Genomic DNA, 22,587 nt, shown 5'->3' with positions numbered 1-22,587 from the left:
ACTCATAATCCAATTCTTTAGCAATCCTTGACATGTACTCAAACATGTGCGGATAAAACTCAAGTTTACTAAAACTATCAATCTGGTAAGTTGGCGGCGCTTCGTTGATAAGGGTTCCGTCGCGGTCTATGAAAAGTACTCGTTTCAAGGAATTTTTATTTGTCGTTATTAAGGAAAAAAAACGTCTCTTCTTACTTTGATATGTCCCTGGTAAGAATTGCTTCAAATATATTCCAAACTATCTCAACTACCTGCTTTTCATCCCGGCTTAAGTTACTTCCCTCAGTCTTTACCAACTACTTCAACCTTTTCATCGCTTGGCGACTGGTATGAAGAGGTGCAACAATTACAATAATGTGTCTTAAATATTGCTAAATCGTCATGACAATAAAAGGAGCAAGTGAACAAAACAAAAAAAATTACGATACGAAAGCCGACTCGTACGAATCCGTGTTACGCGAAATGGACTTTCACATCTAATTCACAGGTTGTGTATAACGTAGTATGAATTTTGATTATGATAGAATTATATTTGGTTAGATGAAAAACATGTGCTGAAGGTCTGTTGCAGACGTCAGCCCGATTGATAAAAAACGAAAAAACGAAAAAATTTGACAGACACTATTATTAATCTTGAAACAGTAAATCCTATTGAATTTTTTGGTGTAAACAATGGGAAACTGGATCTCCTCAAAAAGAAATTTCCCCTGCTAAAAATACTTAGCCGCGGTACTCAAATAAAACTTAGCGGCGCTCCGGAACAAATTGAAACGGCAAAGGAAAAGATTGACCTAATACTTCAATATCTCGAAAGAAATGGACACTTAAGCGAAAACTACTTTGAGCAAATCTTAGGTGGAGATGACGCAGAAGTGATTGACAATTTTGTAGAAAGAAATCCGAATGACGTTCTTGTTTTTGGACCTAATGGTAAAACCGTAAGAGCCAGAACGGCTAACCAAAAGAAAATGGTTCAGGCAGGTGATCGCAATGACATTCTTTTTGCAATCGGGCCCGCAGGTACAGGCAAAACTTATACTGCCGTGGCAATGGCAGTACGAGCCCTTAAAAACAAAGTCGTTAAAAAGATAATTCTTACAAGACCGGCTGTGGAGGCTGGTGAAAACCTTGGTTTTTTGCCCGGGGACTTAAAGGAAAAAATTGATCCTTATTTACGCCCGTTGTACGATGCTTTGGATGACATGATACCTGCGGATAAGTTAGGATATTACATGAGTACACGAACCATTGAGATTGCTCCCCTTGCTTATATGCGCGGACGAACTTTGGATAATGCGTTTATCATTTTGGATGAAGCCCAAAATACCAATGACCTGCAACTTAAAATGTTTCTCACCCGGATCGGTGCAAGTGCCAAGGCTATTATCACAGGTGATCCTACCCAGGTTGACTTGCCTAAAAACCAAAGAAGCGGATTAGAAAAAGCTTCCCGGATTTTAAAAAACATAGACGGAATTGCACATATAGAATTGGATGAAGAAGACGTGGTACGTCATAGGCTTGTTAAAGCAATCATTAGAGCTTACGACCGTGAAAAAGAAAAAGAGCAGGTACAGGGTTTTCAGCCGAATAACAGGTAATTAATTTAGGTTCTTAAAAATAAGCAAAAGAGGTAGCCTTAATAGTTGCCTCTTTTGCTTTGTTATACCGTTTACAAAAATGATTTTCTTTTATTGTTACCTTTATCGCCTACAAAGTATTAAATGAAATATTCTTTATTAGTCCTCGCATTTATATTATTATTTTCCTGTAAAAATGTCGATGAAGAGTACCATAGGCCAGAAAGCGCGTTAGATGCTGGCAGAGAATTTATTCAACAGACACTCAAAGGCAAATTTAACGCGGCAAATAGATATATGCTACAGGATGAAGACAACCAGTTCTGGCTGGCAAAATGGAGCAAAGAATTTAATAATAGTAGTGAACAGGATAAAGCAGGGTATGGCAACTCATCTATAACTATTTATGAAGTCACTGATGTTGTTCCTGATAGTGTTACCATTGTCAATTTCACTAACTCCTATAGAAAAAGGCCGCAAAAAATAAAAGTGGTTAAATCAAACGGGGAATGGAAAGTTGATTTTAAATACACTTTTTCCGGCAACCTTTAAGCCACTCACTACATCTTCTTTCGCTTACCGTTGTTTTACTTCATCATGTAAAACAACGGTGGATTAATAAGACGAAGTTGTAATATTGCAGCTTTTAAAAATTTTGAACTGCTAATAAAAGGGTTTTAGAAATGAATTTATCAAAAAAAGATATGGAAAAATTTACAAACGTATTACACCCCTGGCATGGAGTTGAATGTGGAGACCAGGCACCAAGAATGGTAAATGCCGTAATCGAAATCCCGCAGGGATCAAGAGCCAAATATGAAATTGATAAGCCAAGTGGCCTTTTAAGATTAGACAGGGTTATCTATTCATCGTTCTATTATCCATCCAACTACGGTTTCATTCCTCAGACTTACGGAGACGATAAAGATCCCCTTGACATTCTTGTTTTGTCAAGTATTAGTATTCAGCCCATGTGTCTTGTTACCGCAAAGGTGATAGGTGTAATGCAAATGATAGATCAGGGAGATGGTGATGACAAAATTATAGCTGTAGCTGCAAATGATCCATCTATTAACTATATCAACAACATTGAAGAACTACCAAAACACTTTTTTGGTGAGCTAAGACACTTTTTCGAAGAGTATAAAACTTTGGAAAATAAAACTGTAAAAGTTGAAGAGTTTCAGAATAAGAGTATGGCTTTAAAAATTATTCAGGAAGCAATGGATAATTATAAAAGAAATTTCAAATAATTCATCAGGAAACCTGTGCTTCTTTTTTGTTGTAAAGAAGCACAGGTCCTTTTTGGCATCTTCTATCTAAAAAAAGTTTATCTCCCTTTGTAAAACGATAGTTAAAACAAAAGCGAGTCTTGTTGCTTTAAAATTCTTTTTATTAGTCTTAGTTTATGTGTCCGCTTGCCGGTATCACCGTTAATAATCCCCATGCTATCGATGGCATCTATCCTCACTTTCCCCGAGGCATGAATAATCGTGTTTGTGTTTAATAATATTCCTACGTGCGTTATTCTTCCCGCTTCGTTATCAAAAAAAGCAAGATCACCCCATTTTGCCTCTTGTAAGAATCCTACCTCATCACCCTGTGTTACTTGTTGAGACGCATCTCTTAGTAATGTAATGTCGAGGAACTTAAAAACGCTTTGAGTAAAACCGCTACAATCAATTCCAAAAACTGATCGCCCGCCCCATAAATAAGGCGTATTAAGAAAATAAAAAGCAATCTTCTTTAGAAATTCATTGCTCAAATTCTTCTTTTCTACACCTATTACTTTTCCTTTATACTCAACCCGATGTCTTCCTACAAAACCGCTGTCAGGTATTGTACTTCCAAAGGGAATATGCATTACCGTCTCATCTAATGTTATTTCATTCACCCAATCCCCTGCTAACTTTCCTCTTTTTAAAAGCCTTTCATCACCGTCAAGTTTATCCAATTGGTTTTCCTGGCACCAACCCTCATAATTATCGTAAACCACTTTTATTTTTACAAAATCCGTTGCTCTTTCAATTACTTCGCATAAATCCCCAAACAACAACTGGCTTACCTGCTCGCTTTTATGAGAAGCTTCGGCTCGAATAGGACAAACAGGAACGATGCAAACTGATAGGATCATAAATAATTATAGTACCGTTAATAGTGTTATGGAAAAATATTTTATCAGCATCTCTAATTAAAATATATCTAAATTGACGCGTGGCTAAAGATGCATTTGCACATATCGAAGATAAAGAACTGTTGAATAGGTTTTACAGCGATGGGAATAACCAATGGCTTGGCATTCTTCTTCAGCGCTATACTTTGCTTTTATATGGCGTTTGCAACAAATACTTAAAAGATGAAGAAGAAGCAAAAGATGCTGTACAACAAATATTTCTTAAAGTAATAACCGAGGTTCAAAAATACAAAGTTGACTATTTCAAAAGTTGGTTATATATGGTTGCTAAAAACTTGTGTCTAATGAAAATTAGAGAAAAGCATGGACGTGTGCCCTTAGAAATATCAGATAAATTTGCTGCAGCAGAAGATGGTTTCAGCAAGACGGACCTATTGAAAAAAGACCAAACCCTTTCATTGATTGAAGAAGGTCTGAAGGAATTGAATGCTGAGCAGAAACTGTGTCTAACGCTGTTCTATTTACAAAAACAAACCTATCAGCAAATAACAGATTTCACCGGTTTCAACTTGCTGCAGGTAAAAAGCTATATACAGAACGGTAAAAGAAACTTGAAATTAATTGTTGAGAAGAAAATGAAAAAAGTAAATGGCTGATTGGAAAAACATATTGTCCGATAACGAGGAGCAGCTAACCGAAGAGGAGCTGTTAAGGTATCTTGATGAGAATACGGCTGAAGAAGAAAAAGATTCTATTCAACATAAAATAAACAATAGCCCTTTTGAAGTGGATGCACTACAAGGACTGCTACAGGTAAAGGATAAAAAGAACTTGCAAAAACAGGTAAACCAGCTAAACCAAAAACTTCAGCAATTAACGGCAAAAAAACAAAGGAAGGAAAAACGGGAAATTAAGATTTATCAATGGATCGTACTCGCTATACTCATGCTGCTTTTTACTTGCGTTATTGCCTATATCATTATTTATCTACACGGCAGGAGCAATGTACAATCAGAAAACCTGTTAAAAAGCACCGCTTATATTATCGCTGTAGGTTAATTGTTCTTTGTGTTTAACCCCATATCTTTTTTCATCTCCGGTTGTGTCACTCACTGCATCTTTCCGTATTTCTATGTAGCAGAAGCGAACCAAGTCTTTAGAATATTTCCTTAACGACAAGCAATCCGCAGTTTCATTTAAATTAAAAAATTGCCTTAATCATGCATTAAACAGTACTAGTTCTCTGCTCAATCTACCCGTTAAATGTAGTGGCTTCTGTATTGTTTGTATTGATAGCAATGCACTACAATAAAGGAGCATAGTCCTATTCCGTGAATTTCAACACTTCCACTTCAATGTAACGTATACTCTTTCTCTGCTTCTAAAGAAGTATGACAAATATTAGTATTTCATCCAAATGTTGGGGAAAAGAAAAGGGCTGCTTTTCAGCAGCCCCAAAAAAAATCTACATTTCAGATTACTTGTTTACTACAAGCCTTAATGTTATACGATCGTCATTCGCCGTATTGATTTCTACCCAATAAGTACCTTTATTTAAGCCTTGTATCGGTAACGGAACCACCTGGCTTTGTGCTTCTGCGCCGTTAAATGTTGCTATCCTTTTACCTAACGCATCGAACAAGTTAATCGTTACTTTTCCGGCTTTAGGGTTAAGTATGCTAATATTAGCAATACTGGTTGCAGGGTTAGGGTAGATGTTAGCAGTAAAGGCTTTTGCACCTAAAGAAACTATAGCAATATTTGTGTAATATAACTCTCCGTTTCTGTTTACCTGTTTAACCCGGTATTGATACCGGTATCCGGAAACAACATTAGGATCGTTAAATTTATACTGCTTGTTTCGGGTGGAAGAACCCGTAGCCATTATCGAACCAACCTTTATGAAGCCCGCCTCACCATTTGCTTTTCTTTCTATTTCATAGGTTTCATTTCCGCTTTCATTATAGGTAGTCCATCCCAGATCAATTGAAGATTGCCTTGAGAAGGCTGCGCTTAAAGCTCCTAAAGAATTAGCTAAAGGAGCACCGGGAGAAAGTATGAAAGCTGAGCTTGTTGAACGGGCATTCGTTCCTTCGCTTTCAAGTACCCGCTGACCAGCTATAGTAACAGCAGTTGCAGTGTTAGCAATTTCAGTGCGATTTTCAAGCACGTACACGTCGTCCATCCACCAACCTCCACCTGTTACTGAACCACCAGCAGCATCGGCAGTAAATCTAAAACGGACAAAAATATTCTGACCGGCAAGATTATCAAGCTTAGCAATAGAAACAATGTAACCCGGAGAAGTTCCGGTAAAGGCAGCAAGGTCTGCTGTACCAATACCAGGATTATTAATTGTAGGAATTATACCGTTGTAGCCCCCCCTCACAAACTTTGTAGGAGGAACGTACGTCCACGTAGTTCCGTCTGTTGATGTTTCAACAACACCTCCATCGTATCCTGATTCTGTAGCAAACTTATGTATAAATACAAGCTCTCCGTTTGCCGGAACAGTAATAGCAGTATTCGTCCGCAGGTTTGTATTGGCCCCACCCAAATCAGTATCAGTCACAAACCAATATTTGGAACCGCTATAGGCCATGCTTGCATTAGTAGTATAAGTCCATGCGTCAAGTCCGCCACTATTATCTGAAGTCCAGTTTGCCGCAGACCCCTCATGGTCGTCTCCAAATCTCAGCGTAGAGGCAGTAGGAGAATTAACATTAGTAACCAATGACAGTGTCTTTGTCGCATTTGCCGCAAGATCTAAAGTCCAGGTAACAGTGTTCGTACCTGCTGAATAAACAGGATTATCTGAACCTGAAACAAACGTTAAGCCAGTAGGTAATGCATCTGTGACTGTAAAACCTGTAATAGGAGCTGGATATTTATTTGTTACAGTAATAGTATAATTAGCAGGAGCTCCGTTGGTAAGTTTTACGGGACCATTTTTTACAATACTAACCCTTTTCTGAGTTGGATCACAAGCAAACGGCACATCAAAAGCTTCAGCTTCGTCACCTACTCCGTTTGTATTGGATCTTGCAGAGAAACCTAATCCGCGTTTTGCAAAAGCTCTCCATATTAAACAGGAGTTCTGTGCACCGTATAAAATACTGTCAGCTTTCAGTATAGCATCTCTTTGTCGTACAAAAGTTGGCCTTGTGCCTTGTAGTTTCATCCCTTCTATGATAAGCCGCATTGCTATATTATTACCATTTGCAGTAGCAGGAGGATTTCCATTTACCGGAGCGGCTCCCTCATATACATCATCGCCCATTCCGTATTTATCAATTAAATTCTGCAGCATTTCATATAACATTGTGCACCAAACATAGCCTACACCATGCGGTATTGTAATTTCTCCACCTTTGCCAATGTCTTTAAACGTAGACGGATTTATTGACATATCAGTACTATAAGGTGTTGGCCTGATACCACGACCGCTTGCCGATTGGTAAGTCACATAATTGCCAATAGAACGTGTTGGCAATTTGCCAGCAATAAGATCACTACTTCTCATTGTCATGTACAAAGCCATAAAATCACTCCAGCCTTCACCTCCTTGCTCATCTCCGCCTAATGGACCAATGGTATTTGCCCCCGTCAAACGGGTAGAAATCCCGTGACCGTACTCGTGTGCGATTACACCGTTATCAAGGTCGCCATCTCTCTTAGGTGCTGCCGGTTTGTCTCTTTTTAATGAACCAATGATGATTGCTCCGGCGAGAATTTGGTTTTTTAAAAGTGTACCGTCAGACCTGCTAACCATTACGGCCGGAATTTTTACGAAATTGCCCGGTGCATCTGTACCACCCATTGCCTGGGGCGGTCCGTCGGAATTATTTATAATGATTACACCTGCAGCTCCACCCAACTGTGCTCCTAAAACTTTTTCAATAAAAGAACAACTACCGCGGTCAATCAAAACTATCTTGTCCATTACGTTATTCCCCGGAGGAAGGGCTATACTTTGTTGGCCAGTTGTACATCCTTCTGTTTCAGTACCAACGGTTGACAACGGATTTTTTTGAACTACTACAAATTGTTTGTTGAGAACAGGCCGAGTATAGAGGTTCATCAAAGCCGTGTCGGTCGGCTGGGTGTTAAAAGAACCTTGAATAGCAATAAACTTCATACCGGGAGGAGGAACACCTGTAGAAGATGAAGTAATTTGTACAATTGAGTCAGGCAAAGCTGCGGTCCACAAATACATTTGCATCTGGCCGGGCGTACCATCAGGAGTAGTTAAAAAGTTTGCGTTATTCGTACCACCTCCATCTTGCGCCTGCGCTAACACCGCATCTCCTTGCATTCCCCCGGGTCTTGTGCCTGTAGAAAAAGTGTGAGACTGTTGAAAGTTGCCGGCCGCTTCAGTAAATCCTAAACGGTAAAATACATCGTGCATTAAATTATTCCAATAAAAAAGATTTACAATAGCAGCCTTTTGATATGTTTCAGGGTTGGCTGTCAGATTTATAGGATAATCAAAAAGAAAAGGTTCAGTAAGAACAGGAGCACCTAAAGGGCCGCCATTGTTATAAGCAGTACGTGTTGGGTCTGTACTAGGTACACCGCCCAAAGGGCCGGGACTAGGATCTTGAAATGCCCACACATTATTTCCCTGAGTATATGGAAATGGAACTGCACTGTTGCCTACTTTGTGCCATCCGTCAGGGGAGGCGATAGCATCGCCGCTTCTTGGGCTTAAAGCATGCGGTGCGGCTTGCTGCAAGGTGTCGCCCGGACTTTCCAATGGCAAATCATAAACGCGGTAGCTATTAGTAATAATTGCCCGCGGATCAAAGGCCGTTTTTGCCCCTGCTTCAGTTGACGCCGCAGAATTGTTGGCAGCTTCTACAAAAGCGTGTTGATGATTGCCATGATAAACAGCTTGTTCATCGGTTTCGGCACCGCCAAAACTACATTGCATAATAAGGTCTCTCTTCTCTAGTATTTTACCTGACGAGGCGTCAACATAAGCCAGCCAGTAATGCTTTTTGTAAAAATCCATCATTTGAACTTCCCATGCAGGCTGAAGGGCAGAAAGCTTTTCATTATTAAAATACACAAGTCTAGCAGGAATATCCCAAATAGAAGAAGTTCCTCTTTTATAAACTGTTACCTGATCGCTACCCTGCGCAGCTTGTTTCAATTCAATCTTTCCATCTGAAGAATAATTAATTGCTTCCATCAATTTTTGAATAGCCTGCATTGAAGAAATACCAATATTGACAGGTTTAATGGAAGTGGATTTTAATGGTACTATCTGGTTGCTTTCAAAACTCTTTTTGGCACTAGAGTGCAATGAAAAAGCAGAATTAGTAACTGTTAAACCATTAATTTTTTGAGTTGCATAAATGTGGTGAATACCTGTGCTGTGATCAGTGTATTCGTAATTCACTACAAGAGAAGAAATGTCTTGGTCAGATAACCCTAGTTTGTCTTTGTTTTCAACAGTGTAGGTTTTGAGTTTTTGAAGTGACATAGCCTCCTGACTAAAGGTTGGGGTTGACAGAAAGAAAATGAAAAACAAAAAGGATACAGTGCTACGTATCCTAAAAAGTAACTTTTGCATCATAAAAGGGCTTTTTATTATTATGAAATAGGAAAAATTGACGCTTTTTTTAATAATACTTATGAAAAAATTTTTATAAGAAGTAGTTAAAAACGGCGGCGTTTGTTAAATAAATACAAAAAACTATGCCTGCAATCCCCTTTTTTTTTTAAATGTTTGTAATATTGGTACGAAAAATATCGTAAATGAATAATAAACAAAATAAACCAACAGAAGGCGAACTAGAAATATTACAGGTTTTGTGGCAAAAAGAAAAGGCAACGGTGAGGGACGTACACGAAATAATACTCAAATCAAAAGAGGCCGGCTATACTACTACTTTAAAGTTAATGCAAATCATGTTTGAGAAAGGGTTGGTAACAAGAGACGATTCAGCAAAAACTCATATTTACCAGGCTAACATTAGTAAAGAAAAAACACAAAGCCAATTTGTAGGAAAAATGATATCAAGCCTTTTTGGAGGATCATCATCCCAGTTAGTTATGCAAGCACTGGGTAGCCAGGCGCCAAGCAAAGAAGAATTACACGAAATACAACAACTTCTCGACAATCTGAAAAAACAATAACATGCATCCTCTGCTCCACTCTCCGTTTCTGCAGGCGCTGGGTTATACCATTATTAACAGTTTATGGCAGTTTGCACTTTTATGGCTTTTGTATTTTTCAATAAATACCATCTGTAAATTATCTTCTCATCAAAAATACACAACCGGGATAGTTTTTGAGATCGTTGGTTTTGCCTGGTTTATTGGAACCCTGGTATTCTATTATAAACAATGCCTACTCTTACCAGAACAAATCGGAGCTACATCACAACCATATATTCCAGGTCTCTTAACTCATACCAGTGCATCCCTCAGTCAGCAATTTTTCATTTTAGTTCTTCGGTTTGAGCAGTTTTTTCCTTATTTGTCAATAGCATACCTGGCGTTACTTTTAATGCTAACTGCCAAATGGATTTTTGCTTACCGGTTTACCCAGCAGGTTCGATTTGAAGGCCTTGCAGAAATAGAAGAGCATTGGAAACTATTTGTACAAAAGCTTTCGTTACAATTAGAGATTAAAAGACCAGTACAAATCTTTTTGTCCGGACTAGTTCAAACTCCATTGACAGTCGGCTTTTTAAAACCTGTAATATTAGTACCTCTTGCCACCATAAACTACTTAAATGTACAGCAGATGGAGGCAGTAATACTGCATGAACTCGCTCACATCAAGCGCTTTGATTACCTGTTTAATTTAATTCTTGCACTAATTGAAGCTTGCCTTTTCTTCAATCCTTTTATGCAATTGATACATCAGCAAATTAAAAAAGAGCGAGAGAATTGCTGTGATGACTGGGTTTTGAAATACGAGTATAGTGCCGCTTCTTATGCCCGTGCCCTTTTGCAAATAGCTTCAAACCAACCAAGCAAACAATTATTTTCCTTAAATGCAACGGATAATAAAAAATTACTGATTAGCAGAATAAAAAGAATAATAGAAAAAAACGAACGAACATTTTTCAATCACAAACACCAGGTGCTGGCTTTGTTAGTGCTAACTACAGTCTTTAGTTTCCTTTCATTTTTGTCTCCGTCAAAAAAAGCTGTTCATGCTTCAAAATTGAGAGACCAGCCTAATGTCGTTTTCGAACCTTTAGCAGCAAAAGTTAAAAACCCTCTATTCAATCCGGTGTTCTTCCTGGCTAATAGTCCTAATAATTCGGACGAGACGGCTGAAATAACGAAAAAGCCAGCAGAAATAAAGTCCTCTAAAACAAAAACAGCGGCAAGTCGTTTCTCTCAGCCTGCCCCTCCACCACAACCTTCTGTTCCATCTGAAACCGCCATTCCTTTTGGAGAAGATGACAAGATTATTGAAACTGCTACTCTTGCTCATTCGGTTACAACAGTTAAGCCGGCGATGGTTACCTCTTTAAATCTTGCAATGGAAAGCCTGGCAAAAGGCCAAGAATACTTCAAAGCACAGATCAATGCAGAAAAGTGGTTTTCAAAAGAAGTTTCGGAACAAATTGAAATGACAGAAAACCATCTTAAAAAAATTCAAAAAGAAACCATTAAAGAAAAAGAGGTTTTAAATCTGCAAAAGGTTAGAATGCACGTTGCCAATACCATGGAGCAGCTTAAGTCGGCAAATAAAAAGTTGGAATTAAGTAAACTTAAAAGTCTTGTTCGCATTGGAATAAGAAAGATCCAGAAAGAAGGATCAAATACACTTCTTCCTGACATAAATGTTTTTAAGTTGAATGAATTAGAATTGCTTGAGCAGCAAATCGAAAAAGAACTGAATTCATTAAATCAGCCTGCATTTTATACAACTGCTTTAATCTCTAATGTAGATGACTATTCTCACGTGCCTACTATTGTTTATACTTCAGCTGCAGAAAAAGAACGTAGTTTTTCTTTCCAATTTTCAACAAAGCCAAAAGTGAGAGTTATAAACCGGCAAGGTGTAATAGAATTAAAAAAAGAACAAAAAAAGGAAAAAGGAGCATTTACAGAGACCGAAGAAGACGACATTATACAAATGGAAACAATTGCTCCCCCGCCCGCCCGCCCGGCTAGAGTTCGCTCGATGTATATAATAAAGATCTAGAATGTAAAACAGCCTCTATTCAGTAACGGAACCTTTTTGTTATAATCGTGGAGCTGCTGGCTTCGTTGGTTTATCAAAAGTGTTTGCTCCGTGCACCTTTACTTTTCTCCGATAAACCTTATCTCCTGCAGAAACATACAGAGTATCAAAATCACTTCCTCCAAAGCAAACGTTAGAAGGCTGACCTGATGGTACCGGAATAATTGCATTTACCCTTCCTGTCTGATCAAGAACCTGAATGCCCAAACGCGAGGCGACATATACTCTTCCATCACGATCACATTTCAGCCCGTCGCCCCAGGCGTTTCCTTCAATATCAGTCTCGTGCAACCAGCCATATCTTTGTTTATTTTCGAGCAATCCGTCTGGCTGTACCTGGTATGCCCACACCCATTGGGTCGCTGACTCTGTTACATACAATTGACTTTGATCAGGCGACAAAGCAACTCCGTTAGGATATTTTAATCCCGCATCTATCTCTATCTTTTTACCATCCGGTTTAACCAGGTAGAGTTTCCCAGGCCTTTCACTTCCATCTGGTGACGTTACGTATAAGTTCCCGTTTTTGGCAACAACAAGGTCGTTTCCGATAACTTCATTCGCTACAACTGCCTCTTTTCCGGTAGCATCGTAGCTAAGGATTTGTTTTGTTTCTCCAGCCACTACATACCGCTTTCCACCAGAGCCAAAAGACGTACCGCTCGATTTTTTAGATGCCAATGGCAGGATTGAGAGGTTACCTTTATTATCAACTTTATACGTTTTTGAATTGGGAATGTCGTGGAAGAAAACATTACCGGCAGCATCAGCCGCAGTACCTTCTGTAAAACCATACCCCTGCCCTACCAATTCCCATCCGCTGCCTGGTATTAAAATATCATTTATGAATTGATTTTTAGAAATACCTGTGGTTACAGGCTTTGGCCAATCTTTCCATAAAAACCTGGTTACCTCTGGAAAAATAGCAGTTCCATGCCTTACGCTATGTTGTCCTTCTCCCCAAATGTGCTTCAATTCATACCCCGAAAAAGTTAAAGCCCTTTCCATCGTTTCATTTGCTTTCCACCAATCACCCGCATAAATATTCAGATCATTTGTGCCATCCTGTAAAAAAATACGAAGGGGCCTGGGTTCATATTTACGAACAAGCGTGGGATAGCGATCTGCTCCTCTTAGTCCGACATACGTACCAACTGCACTAAACACACGAGAAAACTCTAATGGTCTTTCCCATGCAGCGGTAAAGGCACAAACAGCGCCGCTGCTTGATCCGCCTATGGCTCTGTCGTTTCCACTCTTTGATAATTTTATCGCGCGGCCGTCACTTGCTTTTTGCTTTTCCACATCTGGAAAGATTTCTTCCAGTATAAATCGTGCATAGGCATCACCAAGCCCATCGTATTCAAAACTGCGGTTGTACCTGTTTAATGCAGTAGCAGTGTCAAGTGCTTTTACTATACCCGGATTTATAAAAACGCCTATAGTTACGGGCATCTCCTTGCTATATATAAGATTATCAAAAACTGTAGGCGCCTTCCACTGTATGCCGTCCTGGTTCACATATACGCAGGCAGGTTTATCTGCCCGATATTGTGCAGGAATATAAATCCAATAATCCCTTGAAGTGCCGGGAAAAATTTTAGAGTTGTTGAAACTAAACTTTCGTACTTCACCCTTCGGTACACCTTCATGCTCTACTGACGCCGGATCTTCAGCATACCTTTCTGTTATTGTTTGACCAAAGGAACAAACTTGCACCAGCAGAAGTACAATTATCAATAATTTTTTCATTGTGGGGTAGTTTCGGATAATAGGAATAACGGCACATTAGATTACAAACATCCAAGCTTATAATACGAGGGCAGGACGCCTTACTTTTTGATAAACGCGTGGATCGAATTTCCTCGTCTCCTTCCTAAAAGTAACCGTTAAGCCCGGATACAGCGTTGTATTTTTTCCATTCGAATTCATGTACCAACTTTTACAGCCCGATGCCCATACAGTTTTTTTCAATTGCGCCTGTATCCTTTCATTGTATACATGCTGTACTGATTCTTTTAGATCGATGTACGCTTCCGCGCCGGATTTTTCTATGCAATCTATGTATTGAATGATATAGTTCATTTGTGACTCTATCATGTGTAGTATCGAGTTATGCCCGAGCCCGGTATTAGGCCCCAATAAAACAGCAAGATGAGGGTAACCAGCCACTGTGGTACCAAGGTAAGCTTGTGCACCTGTGGTTTTCCATTCGTCAACTAAATTACGTCCCTGCAATCCTACTACATTTATATACAAATCTAAATCTGCTGCTACAAAACCTGTTGCAAATATTACTGCGTCAAGCAAATGCTCCTTACCATCGTTTGTCAGTATTCCAAGTTGTGTAAACCTATCAATTCCTTCGGCTACAAGACTTACATTATCACGATTGAATGTGGGGTAATAATCGTCTGACTTTAAAATTCTTTTACAGCCAATTGTATAAGCCGGGGTAAGCTTTTTTCGTGTTGTTGCATCTTTAACTTCATTACGTAATTTCCGTAACGCAGTCCAGGCCATTACTTTGTTGAGCGTTTTATTTCCAATAAACGCCAACCCGAAAAGCTCATTGATCCAGTAAATAAATTCTCTTTTAAATCTTTGTGCAACTGGAAACCGTTGATATACATCTTTACATGTTTTACCTATTTTTTTATCAAAACGATGAGTAACCCACGCTGGTGTTCGCTGTATAACGGTTAGGTATTTTACAACCGGCGCAATGTTAGGCACCACTTGTATCGCACTCGCACCTGTACCTATTACAGCCACTCTTTTACCTGTCGGGTCAAAGTTTCTATCCCACTGGCTGGTATGAAAGTAATGCCCCCCGAATTCGTTCAACCCTTTTAAAGATGGCAGAAAGGGCCTGTTCAAAGGTCCCAAACCCAATAGCAGTACAGATACGCTGGTTTCCCTTCCCATCCTGTCGGTCGTTAGCCAGTAACTTTCTTCCTCCAGGAATTTTGCCGCTACAATATCCGAATTCAGTCGGATGTGTTTTTGCAATTCACAGCGAACCGATACATCTTTAAGGTAGCTTAAAATTTCTGGTTGGCCTGCGTATAAATTACTCCACCTGGCGTTTGGTACCGCCCCAAAAGAATAAAGATGAACAGCTACATCACAGGCGCATCCGGGGTATATATTGTCACGCCAGGTTCCACCAATTTCGCCAGCTCTTTCAAAAATTACAAAAGACTCTTTGCCGGCTTTTTTTAAACTTAAAGCTGCCACCAGTCCGGCAAAACCTGCACCCACAATTCCAACCTCAAAGTCGGGTTTCATTATTTCAATTCAATTTGGTTTACGATAGAAGTGCTTTCTTTATCAGCGGACCGCGCTTCTTAATGAGCCTTTGGGTAGACTTATATTTATTATTACGCAAGCGCTTGGTCACCCCTCGTCATCGTTGCGTCGCATTTCGTTCATCTGTAAATCTTTGTGCAACTGCTGTTTTTAATCAAAAACGATCTGAATTTACAAAAACTCAAATCGCTGAAATAAACGGATATGCCCTATAAGCCTACCTTCAATGCCTTGTCCACTTTCTTTTTAAAAATCTTTGTGTAAGCTACAGGTAATAGTCTTGTCACCATATCTATTACTCTCCCATCCTTGCCAATTACAAGTCGTGGCTGTTTTCTTTTCACTGCTTCCAGTATCAGCTCGGCCGCTTTTTCGGGTGTAGTCATTGCAATCTTTTCAAAGTCTGCAATTGCCTTCACGTGCATATCTGCCGTTAAGCCTGCACCTTTTGGAGTCGCTGCACGCATTATATTTGTTTTTATCCCCCCGGGATGAACACAGGTAGTATATATACCCGTTCCCACCAATTCCATACGCAGCGCTTCCGTAAACCCTCTGACCCCAAATTTGGCGGTACAATAAGCTGTTTGATTAGCAAAGCCCCCTAATCCAAACACGCTTGACAGGTTTACGATGTGCCCATTGTTGTGTTGCATGAAGTAAGGATAAAAAGCTTTAGTCATTCGTATTACTCCCCAGAGGTTAATATTTATCAGCCATTCAAAATCATCTTGGTCAGTATTATTAAAGCTGCCACTAAACAAACCAACTCCCGCATTATTTACAAGAATAAGCTTACGACCTTTTAATTGCGGTATTATCATTTTTGCAAAATCATTGATGGCTTTTTTATCTGCTACATCCAGCTCATGTACTTCCATTTGCAAGCCTTCATCAATGCCAATGCTTTTTGTTTCGGCCAGCGCCAGGTTATTAATATCAGCAGCGATCACTAAAGCGCCATGACGCGCCGCCTGTAACGCAACGTGCCTTCCAATACCTGATGCAGCACCGGTAACAATTAAGACACAATTACTAAAATGGGCTGTCATTGATTTTGGGATTAGATAAGTAAGGTAAAAAATTGTATGATAAATCTTAATAAAAGAGCGTTCTCATTTCAGCAATCAAAAACTGAAGACCAATTAAAGAAGCTTGCACTGTAGCAATTGCTATAAACAAAAATGCCACCGGTTAAGGTGGCATTTTTGCTTATAGCACTAATATATAATTACCCAAGTAAAGAGACGTTGAAAGCTTCTAAACCTTTCTGTCCTTGTCTTGTTTCAAATTCAACTTTAGCACCATCGTTTAGTGACAAGCCATTAAGTCCTGATACGTGGATAAAGTAATCTTTTCCACTATTGCTTGTAATAAATCCAAAACCCTTTAATGTGTTAAAAAACTTAACTGTTCCTGATTCTTTCATGATAATTTTAATTAATAATTTAAAGGTATCGTTATTATTTTAAGAAGCAACATATTATTCCTATTGATTGTTAACTAAAATGTTATGATTTTCCCACTTCCATAATAAGCCCGGGAAATAAACACGCGAATCAGTCAGAAAATAAAGCGGTTAACCTGCATTTTATTTAGGTTCCAAAAATGTTTGTATTTAAAAACTCGTTCCTCATCTTCCCCTTTGGATCATACAATGCAATCATCTTTTTAAAGTCTTCAAGCTTCTCGTAACGAGACGATAGCGTTTGTGGTGACATGGTAAATAGCTTGCCCCAGTGCGGCCTTACCTTGTACGGTTCCAGTTCCTGCTCAATTAACGGAAGCAATTTTCTCACTGCCTCCCACTCTTGTTTCCAGGTAAAGTGAATGGCAACAGATGCCTGGTTGCGGCAGGGGCTCATCCAGAAGTTATCAGCAGCAATGGTTCTTACTTCTGAGATGAACAAGTGTGGACCAATTTGTTTTCCTAAACGTTGAATAGCCATAATGGCGTCAACAGCATTCCGTTGAGGAATAAAGTATTCTGATTGTAGCTCTACCCCACTGCTTGGCGTAAACCCCATTTTAAAATGAGGCAAGCGCTCATACCATTTCCCGGAAACTCCCATTTGCTCGGTGCAATTAACGGCCGACAATTCAACAATCGGATGAAGGTTTTTGGTTGCAGCTTTTGCTCCGAAAAACTCCTCTGGCAAATTCATATCTAATCCCTGGTCGCGCCTTTTTATCCAAACTTCATTTATGTTTTCTGTTTGCCAGTCAGTAAAAAGGCTAACACTATAACCTGCAGAAACAATCTTGTCAAAGTTTTCTTTAAGTTGGGCAAGGGGCAATTGTACATATACATTTTGCCTTACCTGGTAAGTAGGTTCAACATGAAGAGTAACTTTTGTTATCAACCCCAATGCACCGAGCCCCACCACTGCTGCAAGAAAATTTTCTCCGTCTTTATCTTTTGACAGATGAACCACTTCGCTATTAGGCGTTACCATTTCTAAAGCTGTAACTGCAGTTGCCAAATTACCGTTACCAACACCTGAGCCGTGCGTAGCAGTTGTAATAGAACCCGCAACAGATATGTGAGGAAGCGATGCAAGATTGTGTAAGGCAAAGCCTTTTTCATCAAGGTAGGGAGCCAGTACTCCATACTTTATTCCTCCCTCTACAGTTACGGTGTTTGCCTTTGCATCAACCGACACTACCTTATTTAATTCAGTAAGTGAAATAAGATTGTGTTTACTATCGGCAATCCTGTTAAAGCAATGTCTTGTTCCCAATGCTTTAAACCGGTCGTATTTTCTTACCAGCTTTTGTACTGCCTCAACCGATGTTGGATGAAATATTTTATTGGTGCTGAACGCCAGGTTGCCCGACCAGTTTTTTAATTTTTTGTCTTGTGCCAGGCTTTCGAGTGGTGAAATAAAAGGGGTGGCCATTAGTGTAGAAGATAGTTTGATGAATGTTTCTCTTTTAATGTGGTACGTCTATAACAAAATAGCTTATAGATTATCTAAAGTAATATTAATTATGATAGAGGGCGACTTCAGTTTAGTGCATAGTTACTACGTTTAGTATTTTGCCACTGTAGGCCAAAGCAAATGGCAACCGATTAAAAACAAAAGGCGGAAAGTGGTGAACTATGAGATTCAGTACAAGAGTGCGACGCAAGGATGTTTAATAGATTTATATCGCTAGTTCAAAAAAGTCTTCTTATTTCAGCGAAACAAAGGGTAAAGTCGTGGGTAGGAAAAGTATTATTAAAGGAATAATAATCATTTATATAAATTGCTTTTATGGACATCACGTTTAACACCCCTGCATTATTGTTTCCTGCGATCAGCCTTATTATGCTTGCCTATACCAACAGGTTTCTTGCACTTGCAAATCTTGTTCGCACGCTGCACGGCGAGTACCTGAAGAGTGACAAACAAAGTATTTTGTCGGGCCAGATCAAAAATTTGCGTTACCGTTTAAGGCTGATTAAAAACATGCAGGCACTTGGTATCGTTAGTTTTTTATGCTGCATTATTTGCATGTACTTTATTTACCTGGATAACAAAACGGGTGCTGATATATTGTTTGCGCTAAGCCTGATCTTCTTTTTGTGGTCGCTTATGTTATCGCTGTTTGAGATACAACTAAGTACCAAAGCACTTGAGATACAACTAGGCGATATGGAAGACCTGAAAGAGTCGACTTTAGTTGATTATGTGAAACGTAAATTTGAGAAGGAGTAACCCCGTTCGTTCGAAAACCAAATTTGTTCGTTGCAATCAATTGCTACCTGTAATTTCAATATTATTGCAAGTACTTATAATATACTTTCTATTTACTAACGTTTGCACAACCTACCGAGATGCCTGCTAACAATTTTCGTTTTGCTATTATCCTGCTTACTTCTTTATTTTTTTTGTGGGGCTTTGCGCTCAATTTAAACCCTATTTTAATTCCTCATTTAAAAAAGGCTTGTCAACTAAGTGATTTGCAATCGGCCCTGATTGATTCTGCATCTTATATAGCATATTTTTTAATGGCTATACCTGCAGGATTGTTTATGAAAAAGCATGGATACAAAGGAGGAATAATTGTTGGCTTATTATTATTTGCTGCAGGTTCATTTCTTTTTTTTCCGGCCGCTGCGGCACGGTCTTATGTATTTTTCCTAGGTGCTTTATTTATCATTGCGTGCGGATTGGCTTTTTTAGAAACGGCTGCCAACCCCTACATCACCGTTTTGGGTGATCCTAAGACAGCTACTCAACGGATCAATTTTGCTCAATCTTTCAATGGGCTCGCTGCTACGCTGGCACCCTTAGCAGGAGGGCTTTTTATACTATCGGGCCAAACCTACACCCCGCAACAAGAGGCTGCAATGAGTCAGCAACAACTCAATAACTATTTGCAAACCGAGGCAAACTCTGTACAGATCCCATTTATCATTATCGGCTTAGTGGTGTTGTTGGTAGCCATATTTATTTGGAAAACAAAGTTGCCTGATATTATAGAGAGTGAAGATGTAAAGGTTGAGCAATCATTATTGAAGGAAAAAAATTTGATGTTGGGTGTGTTAGCCCAATTCTTCTATGTAGGTGCGCAGGTGTGTGTCAGTAGCTTTTTTATACGATTTTCGAAAAGGGTTGCGGATATAGAAGAAAAACAGGCTGCAATGTATTTATCAGCAGCATTGTTAGGCTTTATGATTGGAAGGTTTATTGGCACTTTTTTAATGAGATACATATCTCCTGCAAAGTTATTAGCAGCTTTCAGTGTCGTCAATATGGCTTTGCTCCTTCTTGCCGTTATGACAGATGGTAAAATATCTGTGTATGCTTTAGTCGGTGTTGAGGTTTTTATGTCTATCATGTTTCCAACTATATTTTCTTTGAGTATCCATGGTTTGGGACCGAAAACTAAAGAGGGTTCATCACTGGTAATAATGGCGATTGCAGGGGGTGCCGTCTTCCCGGTAATAATGGGTAAGTTGTCCGATGCCACCAACATACAGACAGCTTATATTGTACCTGCTGCTTGCTTTATAGTAGTATTTTATTTTGCCATTAAAAATTTGCGGGTAAAAGACATTACGCTGTCAGTTGCCCATTAAATAATATTCATCATTACCTACTCACCTGCAATCCTTGTCTTATTGTGATAAAAGATTTCCTGTACCCTATTCTATTCGTTACAATGATGATTGCGTCGTGCAACGATGCTACCAAAAAACAGCAAAATGAAAACAGAAATGAAGACGCTTATAAAGAAGGAAGTTTTGGCTACGACCTCAATTTTTTAAGGCAGTATGACAGCATAGTTGTTTTACAAGCGGGGAACGAAAACTCAAAGGTAATTGTGTCGCCAAAATACCAGGCAAAAGTGTTTACATCGACTGCTGAAGGAAACAAAGGATTTAGTTTTGGATGGGTAAACTATAAGGCATTTTCAGGCCCGGCAGATGAACACATGAATGCATACGGTGGGGAAAACCGCTTATGGCTTGGACCTGAAGGCGGAAAGTTTTCCTTGTATTTTAAACCCGGAGCAGAAATGGTGTTTGATAACTGGAGAACACCTGCACCTATTGACAGCGAAGCCTGGAAGGTTACGAACAAAACCAACGATGCCATTAGCTTACAGAAAGAAATGAAACTAACAAATTACAAAGGCACCGAGATGCAGTTGTTGGTGGACAGGACAATTAAAATTTTAGACAAGCAACAAATACAAAACAATGTAGGCCTAACATTAGATACTTCGATAAAAGTGGTAGGTTATGAAACGGCAAATGTTTTAACAAACAAAAGCTCTTTTGAATGGACCCAAACTACGGGTATGCCCTGCATGTGGATACTTGATATGTTTAAGCCTGCCCCTGCAACTGTTATTGTTGTTCCTTTTAAGAACGCGGGCACTGAACCATTTAATAAAGTTGCCACCACCAATTACTTTGGTGAAATATCAGCGGACAGGATCAGGCATACCAATGGAGTTTTATACTTTAAAGCTGACGGTAAAAGCAGGGGTAAGCTGGGGATAGCGCCTGGTAAAGCCAAGCCAATGGCAGGGAGTTATGACGTTCAAAATAATGTTTTGACTATAACTATGTTTGATGTTGACCCTACTGCCAAGTATCTCAACCAGGAATGGAATACCAGCAAACCTCCATTTTCTGGTGACGCCGTTAACGCCTACAACGATGGACCTTTAGCTGATGGAACACAAATGGGTCCATTCTACGAAATAGAAAGCGTATCTCCTGCAGCCTTCTTAAAACCTGATGGATCACTTTCTCATAAACATGCAGTGTATCACTTTACAGGAAATGAGCAAGGCTTAAATCTAATTGCAAGAAAGCTTTTTGGTGTTGGTTTAGAAGAGATTAAGAAAGCTTTTTAAGCACGTCAATTTATACTCTCAGCCATTTCACCACACCTTTCTCCGTGGCGCCTTTCTAATAAATGATTTAACCAGGAAAAGCCCCGAAATAAAACCTCCGATATGGGCGGCATACGCTATACCGCCAGCTTCTTCCCCTCCTAATGTGCCCAATCCATTTAAGACCTGGAAGACAAACCAGAAGCCTACTACAATAAAGGCAGGGATGGTTACTACAAAAAATAAGAACAACCATACGTGCACTCCTCTTGTTGGAAACAATAGCAGATAACCGCCTAGCACAGCGGAAATAGCACCGGAAGCACCAAGCGAAGGAATAAGTAGATTCTGGCCCAAAATTAAAGTAGCAAACACGTGGCTTAAACTGGCAAGAGTGCCGCAGAGCAAATAGAAAACAAGATATTTTAAGTGTCCGAGCTTGTTTTCAATGTTGTCTCCGAAAATCCAGAGGAACAACATGTTACCGAGCAGATGGGCAATGCCACCATGCATAAACATGGAAGTGATTAAGGTAAGAAACACAGGAACTGGGGTACGTTGAAGGCCTGGAAGTTGATGGTCTTGCCCGGTATAAGGGTCAGTTAAAACCTTACTGTCAGTAATTATGTCGGTGCCAGTTAAAATCTCTCCCGGAACTGCAGCATAACCGAAAGTAACAGGCAAATCACTCCCTAAACGCTGCCAATAAATAAACAGGAAAATATTAAGAGCTATTAACAGATAGTTTATAAAAGGCGTAATCTTCCTGTCTTTGTTGTCATCTCCAATCGGTAAAAGCATTGTTTTTTACAGAATAGTACAAATCTTATTCCCGTAAGAAAAGGTATTCTTACTCCAACTTGTGTTTATCTATTTTATCACCTCATTCCAGTTAAAGTAGCTTTTTGCATTATTAAAGCAAATATCCTGTATCACTTTTCCGGTCCATTCAATATCGTTTGGTAATTCGCCGGCTTCGATTTCTTCACCAAACAAATTACATAAAATGC

19 protein-coding genes are annotated in these 22,587 nt (G+C 39.4%); 10 read left to right on the top strand and 9 right to left on the bottom strand.

Going from position 1 to position 22,587, the window contains the following annotated elements; all coding sequences use genetic code 11:
• Positions 1 to 611 precede the first annotated feature (611 nt).
• The 3 genes from JWR87_RS07815 (at position 612) to JWR87_RS07805 (ending at position 2,833) form a co-directional block, all read left to right on the top strand.
• The gene (locus JWR87_RS07815; RefSeq protein ID WP_297817924.1) at positions 612 to 1,601 is read left to right on the top strand and encodes a PhoH family protein; all 990 of its coding nucleotides are present in this window, start codon (positions 612 to 614) and stop codon (positions 1,599 to 1,601) included.
• Positions 1,602 to 1,724: 123 nt separating this feature from the next.
• Positions 1,725 to 2,132, top strand: a complete 408-nt coding sequence (locus JWR87_RS07810; RefSeq protein WP_297817921.1) for a DUF4878 domain-containing protein — start codon at positions 1,725 to 1,727, stop codon at positions 2,130 to 2,132.
• Positions 2,133 to 2,284: 152 nt separating this feature from the next.
• Positions 2,285 to 2,833 carry an inorganic diphosphatase gene (locus tag JWR87_RS07805; RefSeq protein ID WP_297817919.1) on the top strand — a complete coding sequence of 183 codons (549 nt, stop codon included), beginning with the start codon at positions 2,285 to 2,287 and terminating at the stop codon, positions 2,831 to 2,833.
• A 101-nt stretch (positions 2,834 to 2,934) separates the two neighbouring features.
• Here the strand turns inward: JWR87_RS07805 and JWR87_RS07800 are convergent, their stop codons facing one another.
• The gene (locus tag JWR87_RS07800) at positions 2,935 to 3,714 is read right to left on the bottom strand and encodes a C40 family peptidase (protein ID WP_297817916.1); all 780 of its coding nucleotides are present in this window, start codon (positions 3,712 to 3,714) and stop codon (positions 2,935 to 2,937) included.
• 80 nt (positions 3,715 to 3,794) lie between these two features.
• Between JWR87_RS07800 and JWR87_RS07795 the strand changes: the two genes are divergently transcribed.
• Together JWR87_RS07795 and JWR87_RS07790 are read left to right on the top strand one after the other, a co-directional pair.
• On the top strand, positions 3,795 to 4,370 hold the full coding sequence (locus JWR87_RS07795) for a sigma-70 family RNA polymerase sigma factor (protein ID WP_297817912.1): 576 nt from the start codon (positions 3,795 to 3,797) through the stop codon (positions 4,368 to 4,370).
• Complete coding sequence (locus tag JWR87_RS07790) at positions 4,363 to 4,773, top strand: hypothetical protein (protein ID WP_297817909.1); 411 nt, start codon at positions 4,363 to 4,365, stop codon at positions 4,771 to 4,773. The genes JWR87_RS07795 and JWR87_RS07790 overlap by 8 nt, the downstream gene beginning before the upstream one ends.
• Positions 4,774 to 5,191: 418 nt before the next feature.
• Here JWR87_RS07790 and JWR87_RS07785 read toward each other — a convergent pair whose 3' ends face one another.
• The gene (locus JWR87_RS07785) at positions 5,192 to 9,202 is read right to left on the bottom strand and encodes a M36 family metallopeptidase (RefSeq protein ID WP_297817906.1); all 4,011 of its coding nucleotides are present in this window, start codon (positions 9,200 to 9,202) and stop codon (positions 5,192 to 5,194) included.
• A 275-nt stretch (positions 9,203 to 9,477) separates the two neighbouring features.
• Here JWR87_RS07785 and JWR87_RS07780 point away from each other — a divergent pair, with 275 nt between their 5' ends.
• Together JWR87_RS07780 and JWR87_RS07775 are read left to right on the top strand one after the other, a co-directional pair.
• Positions 9,478 to 9,858 (top strand): BlaI/MecI/CopY family transcriptional regulator, encoded by a 381-nt coding sequence (locus JWR87_RS07780; protein ID WP_297817903.1) that lies wholly within the window; start codon positions 9,478 to 9,480, stop codon positions 9,856 to 9,858.
• A 1-nt stretch (position 9,859) separates the two neighbouring features.
• Positions 9,860 to 11,890, top strand: coding sequence for a M56 family metallopeptidase (locus JWR87_RS07775; RefSeq protein WP_297817900.1), 2,031 nt, complete (start codon positions 9,860 to 9,862; stop codon positions 11,888 to 11,890).
• Positions 11,891 to 11,929: 39 nt separating this feature from the next.
• Here JWR87_RS07775 and JWR87_RS07770 read toward each other — a convergent pair whose 3' ends face one another.
• The 5 genes from JWR87_RS07770 to JWR87_RS07750 all read right to left on the bottom strand — a co-directional run bounded on the left by JWR87_RS07770 (position 11,930) and on the right by JWR87_RS07750 (position 18,141).
• Complete coding sequence (locus JWR87_RS07770; protein WP_297817897.1) at positions 11,930 to 13,681, bottom strand: SMP-30/gluconolactonase/LRE family protein; 1,752 nt, start codon at positions 13,679 to 13,681, stop codon at positions 11,930 to 11,932.
• 57 nt (positions 13,682 to 13,738) lie between these two features.
• Positions 13,739 to 15,220, bottom strand: a complete 1,482-nt coding sequence (locus JWR87_RS07765) for an NAD(P)/FAD-dependent oxidoreductase (RefSeq protein ID WP_297817895.1) — start codon at positions 15,218 to 15,220, stop codon at positions 13,739 to 13,741.
• 230 nt (positions 15,221 to 15,450) lie between these two features.
• Positions 15,451 to 16,293 carry an SDR family oxidoreductase gene (locus JWR87_RS07760; protein WP_297817892.1) on the bottom strand — a complete coding sequence of 281 codons (843 nt, stop codon included), beginning with the start codon at positions 16,291 to 16,293 and terminating at the stop codon, positions 15,451 to 15,453.
• 179 nt (positions 16,294 to 16,472) lie between these two features.
• Positions 16,473 to 16,676, bottom strand: coding sequence for a cold shock domain-containing protein (locus JWR87_RS07755; RefSeq protein ID WP_366090333.1), 204 nt, complete (start codon positions 16,674 to 16,676; stop codon positions 16,473 to 16,475).
• Positions 16,677 to 16,836: 160 nt separating this feature from the next.
• Positions 16,837 to 18,141, bottom strand: a complete 1,305-nt coding sequence (locus JWR87_RS07750) for an FAD-binding protein (protein ID WP_297817886.1) — start codon at positions 18,139 to 18,141, stop codon at positions 16,837 to 16,839.
• 357 nt (positions 18,142 to 18,498) lie between these two features.
• Between JWR87_RS07750 and JWR87_RS07745 the strand changes: the two genes are divergently transcribed.
• The 3 genes from JWR87_RS07745 (at position 18,499) to JWR87_RS07735 (ending at position 21,598) form a co-directional block, all read left to right on the top strand.
• Positions 18,499 to 18,942: a DUF2721 domain-containing protein gene (locus tag JWR87_RS07745; protein WP_297817883.1), complete on the top strand. Its 444-nt coding sequence runs from the start codon at positions 18,499 to 18,501 to the stop codon at positions 18,940 to 18,942.
• A gap of 119 nt (positions 18,943 to 19,061) precedes the next feature.
• Positions 19,062 to 20,309 carry an L-fucose:H+ symporter permease gene (gene fucP / locus JWR87_RS07740; RefSeq protein ID WP_297817880.1) on the top strand — a complete coding sequence of 416 codons (1,248 nt, stop codon included), beginning with the start codon at positions 19,062 to 19,064 and terminating at the stop codon, positions 20,307 to 20,309.
• A 44-nt stretch (positions 20,310 to 20,353) separates the two neighbouring features.
• Complete coding sequence (locus JWR87_RS07735) at positions 20,354 to 21,598, top strand: DUF6786 family protein (RefSeq protein ID WP_297817876.1); 1,245 nt, start codon at positions 20,354 to 20,356, stop codon at positions 21,596 to 21,598.
• A 27-nt stretch (positions 21,599 to 21,625) separates the two neighbouring features.
• Here the strand turns inward: JWR87_RS07735 and JWR87_RS07730 are convergent, their stop codons facing one another.
• Both JWR87_RS07730 and JWR87_RS07725 read right to left on the bottom strand, forming a co-directional pair.
• Positions 21,626 to 22,378 carry a rhomboid family intramembrane serine protease gene (locus JWR87_RS07730; protein WP_297817873.1) on the bottom strand — a complete coding sequence of 251 codons (753 nt, stop codon included), beginning with the start codon at positions 22,376 to 22,378 and terminating at the stop codon, positions 21,626 to 21,628.
• 69 nt (positions 22,379 to 22,447) lie between these two features.
• Entirely contained in the window at positions 22,448 to 22,573 is a 126-nt protein-coding gene (locus tag JWR87_RS07725) for a glucuronate isomerase (protein WP_297817927.1), read from the bottom strand.
• Positions 22,574 to 22,587 lie beyond the last annotated feature (14 nt).

Origin of the sequence: Segetibacter sp. (assembly GCF_025963695.1) — a bacterium.
Classification (GTDB): domain Bacteria; phylum Bacteroidota; class Bacteroidia; order Chitinophagales; family Chitinophagaceae; genus Segetibacter.
The sequence above is the reverse complement of the archived record's forward strand: the minus strand, read 5'-3'. Positions and strand labels throughout refer to the sequence as shown.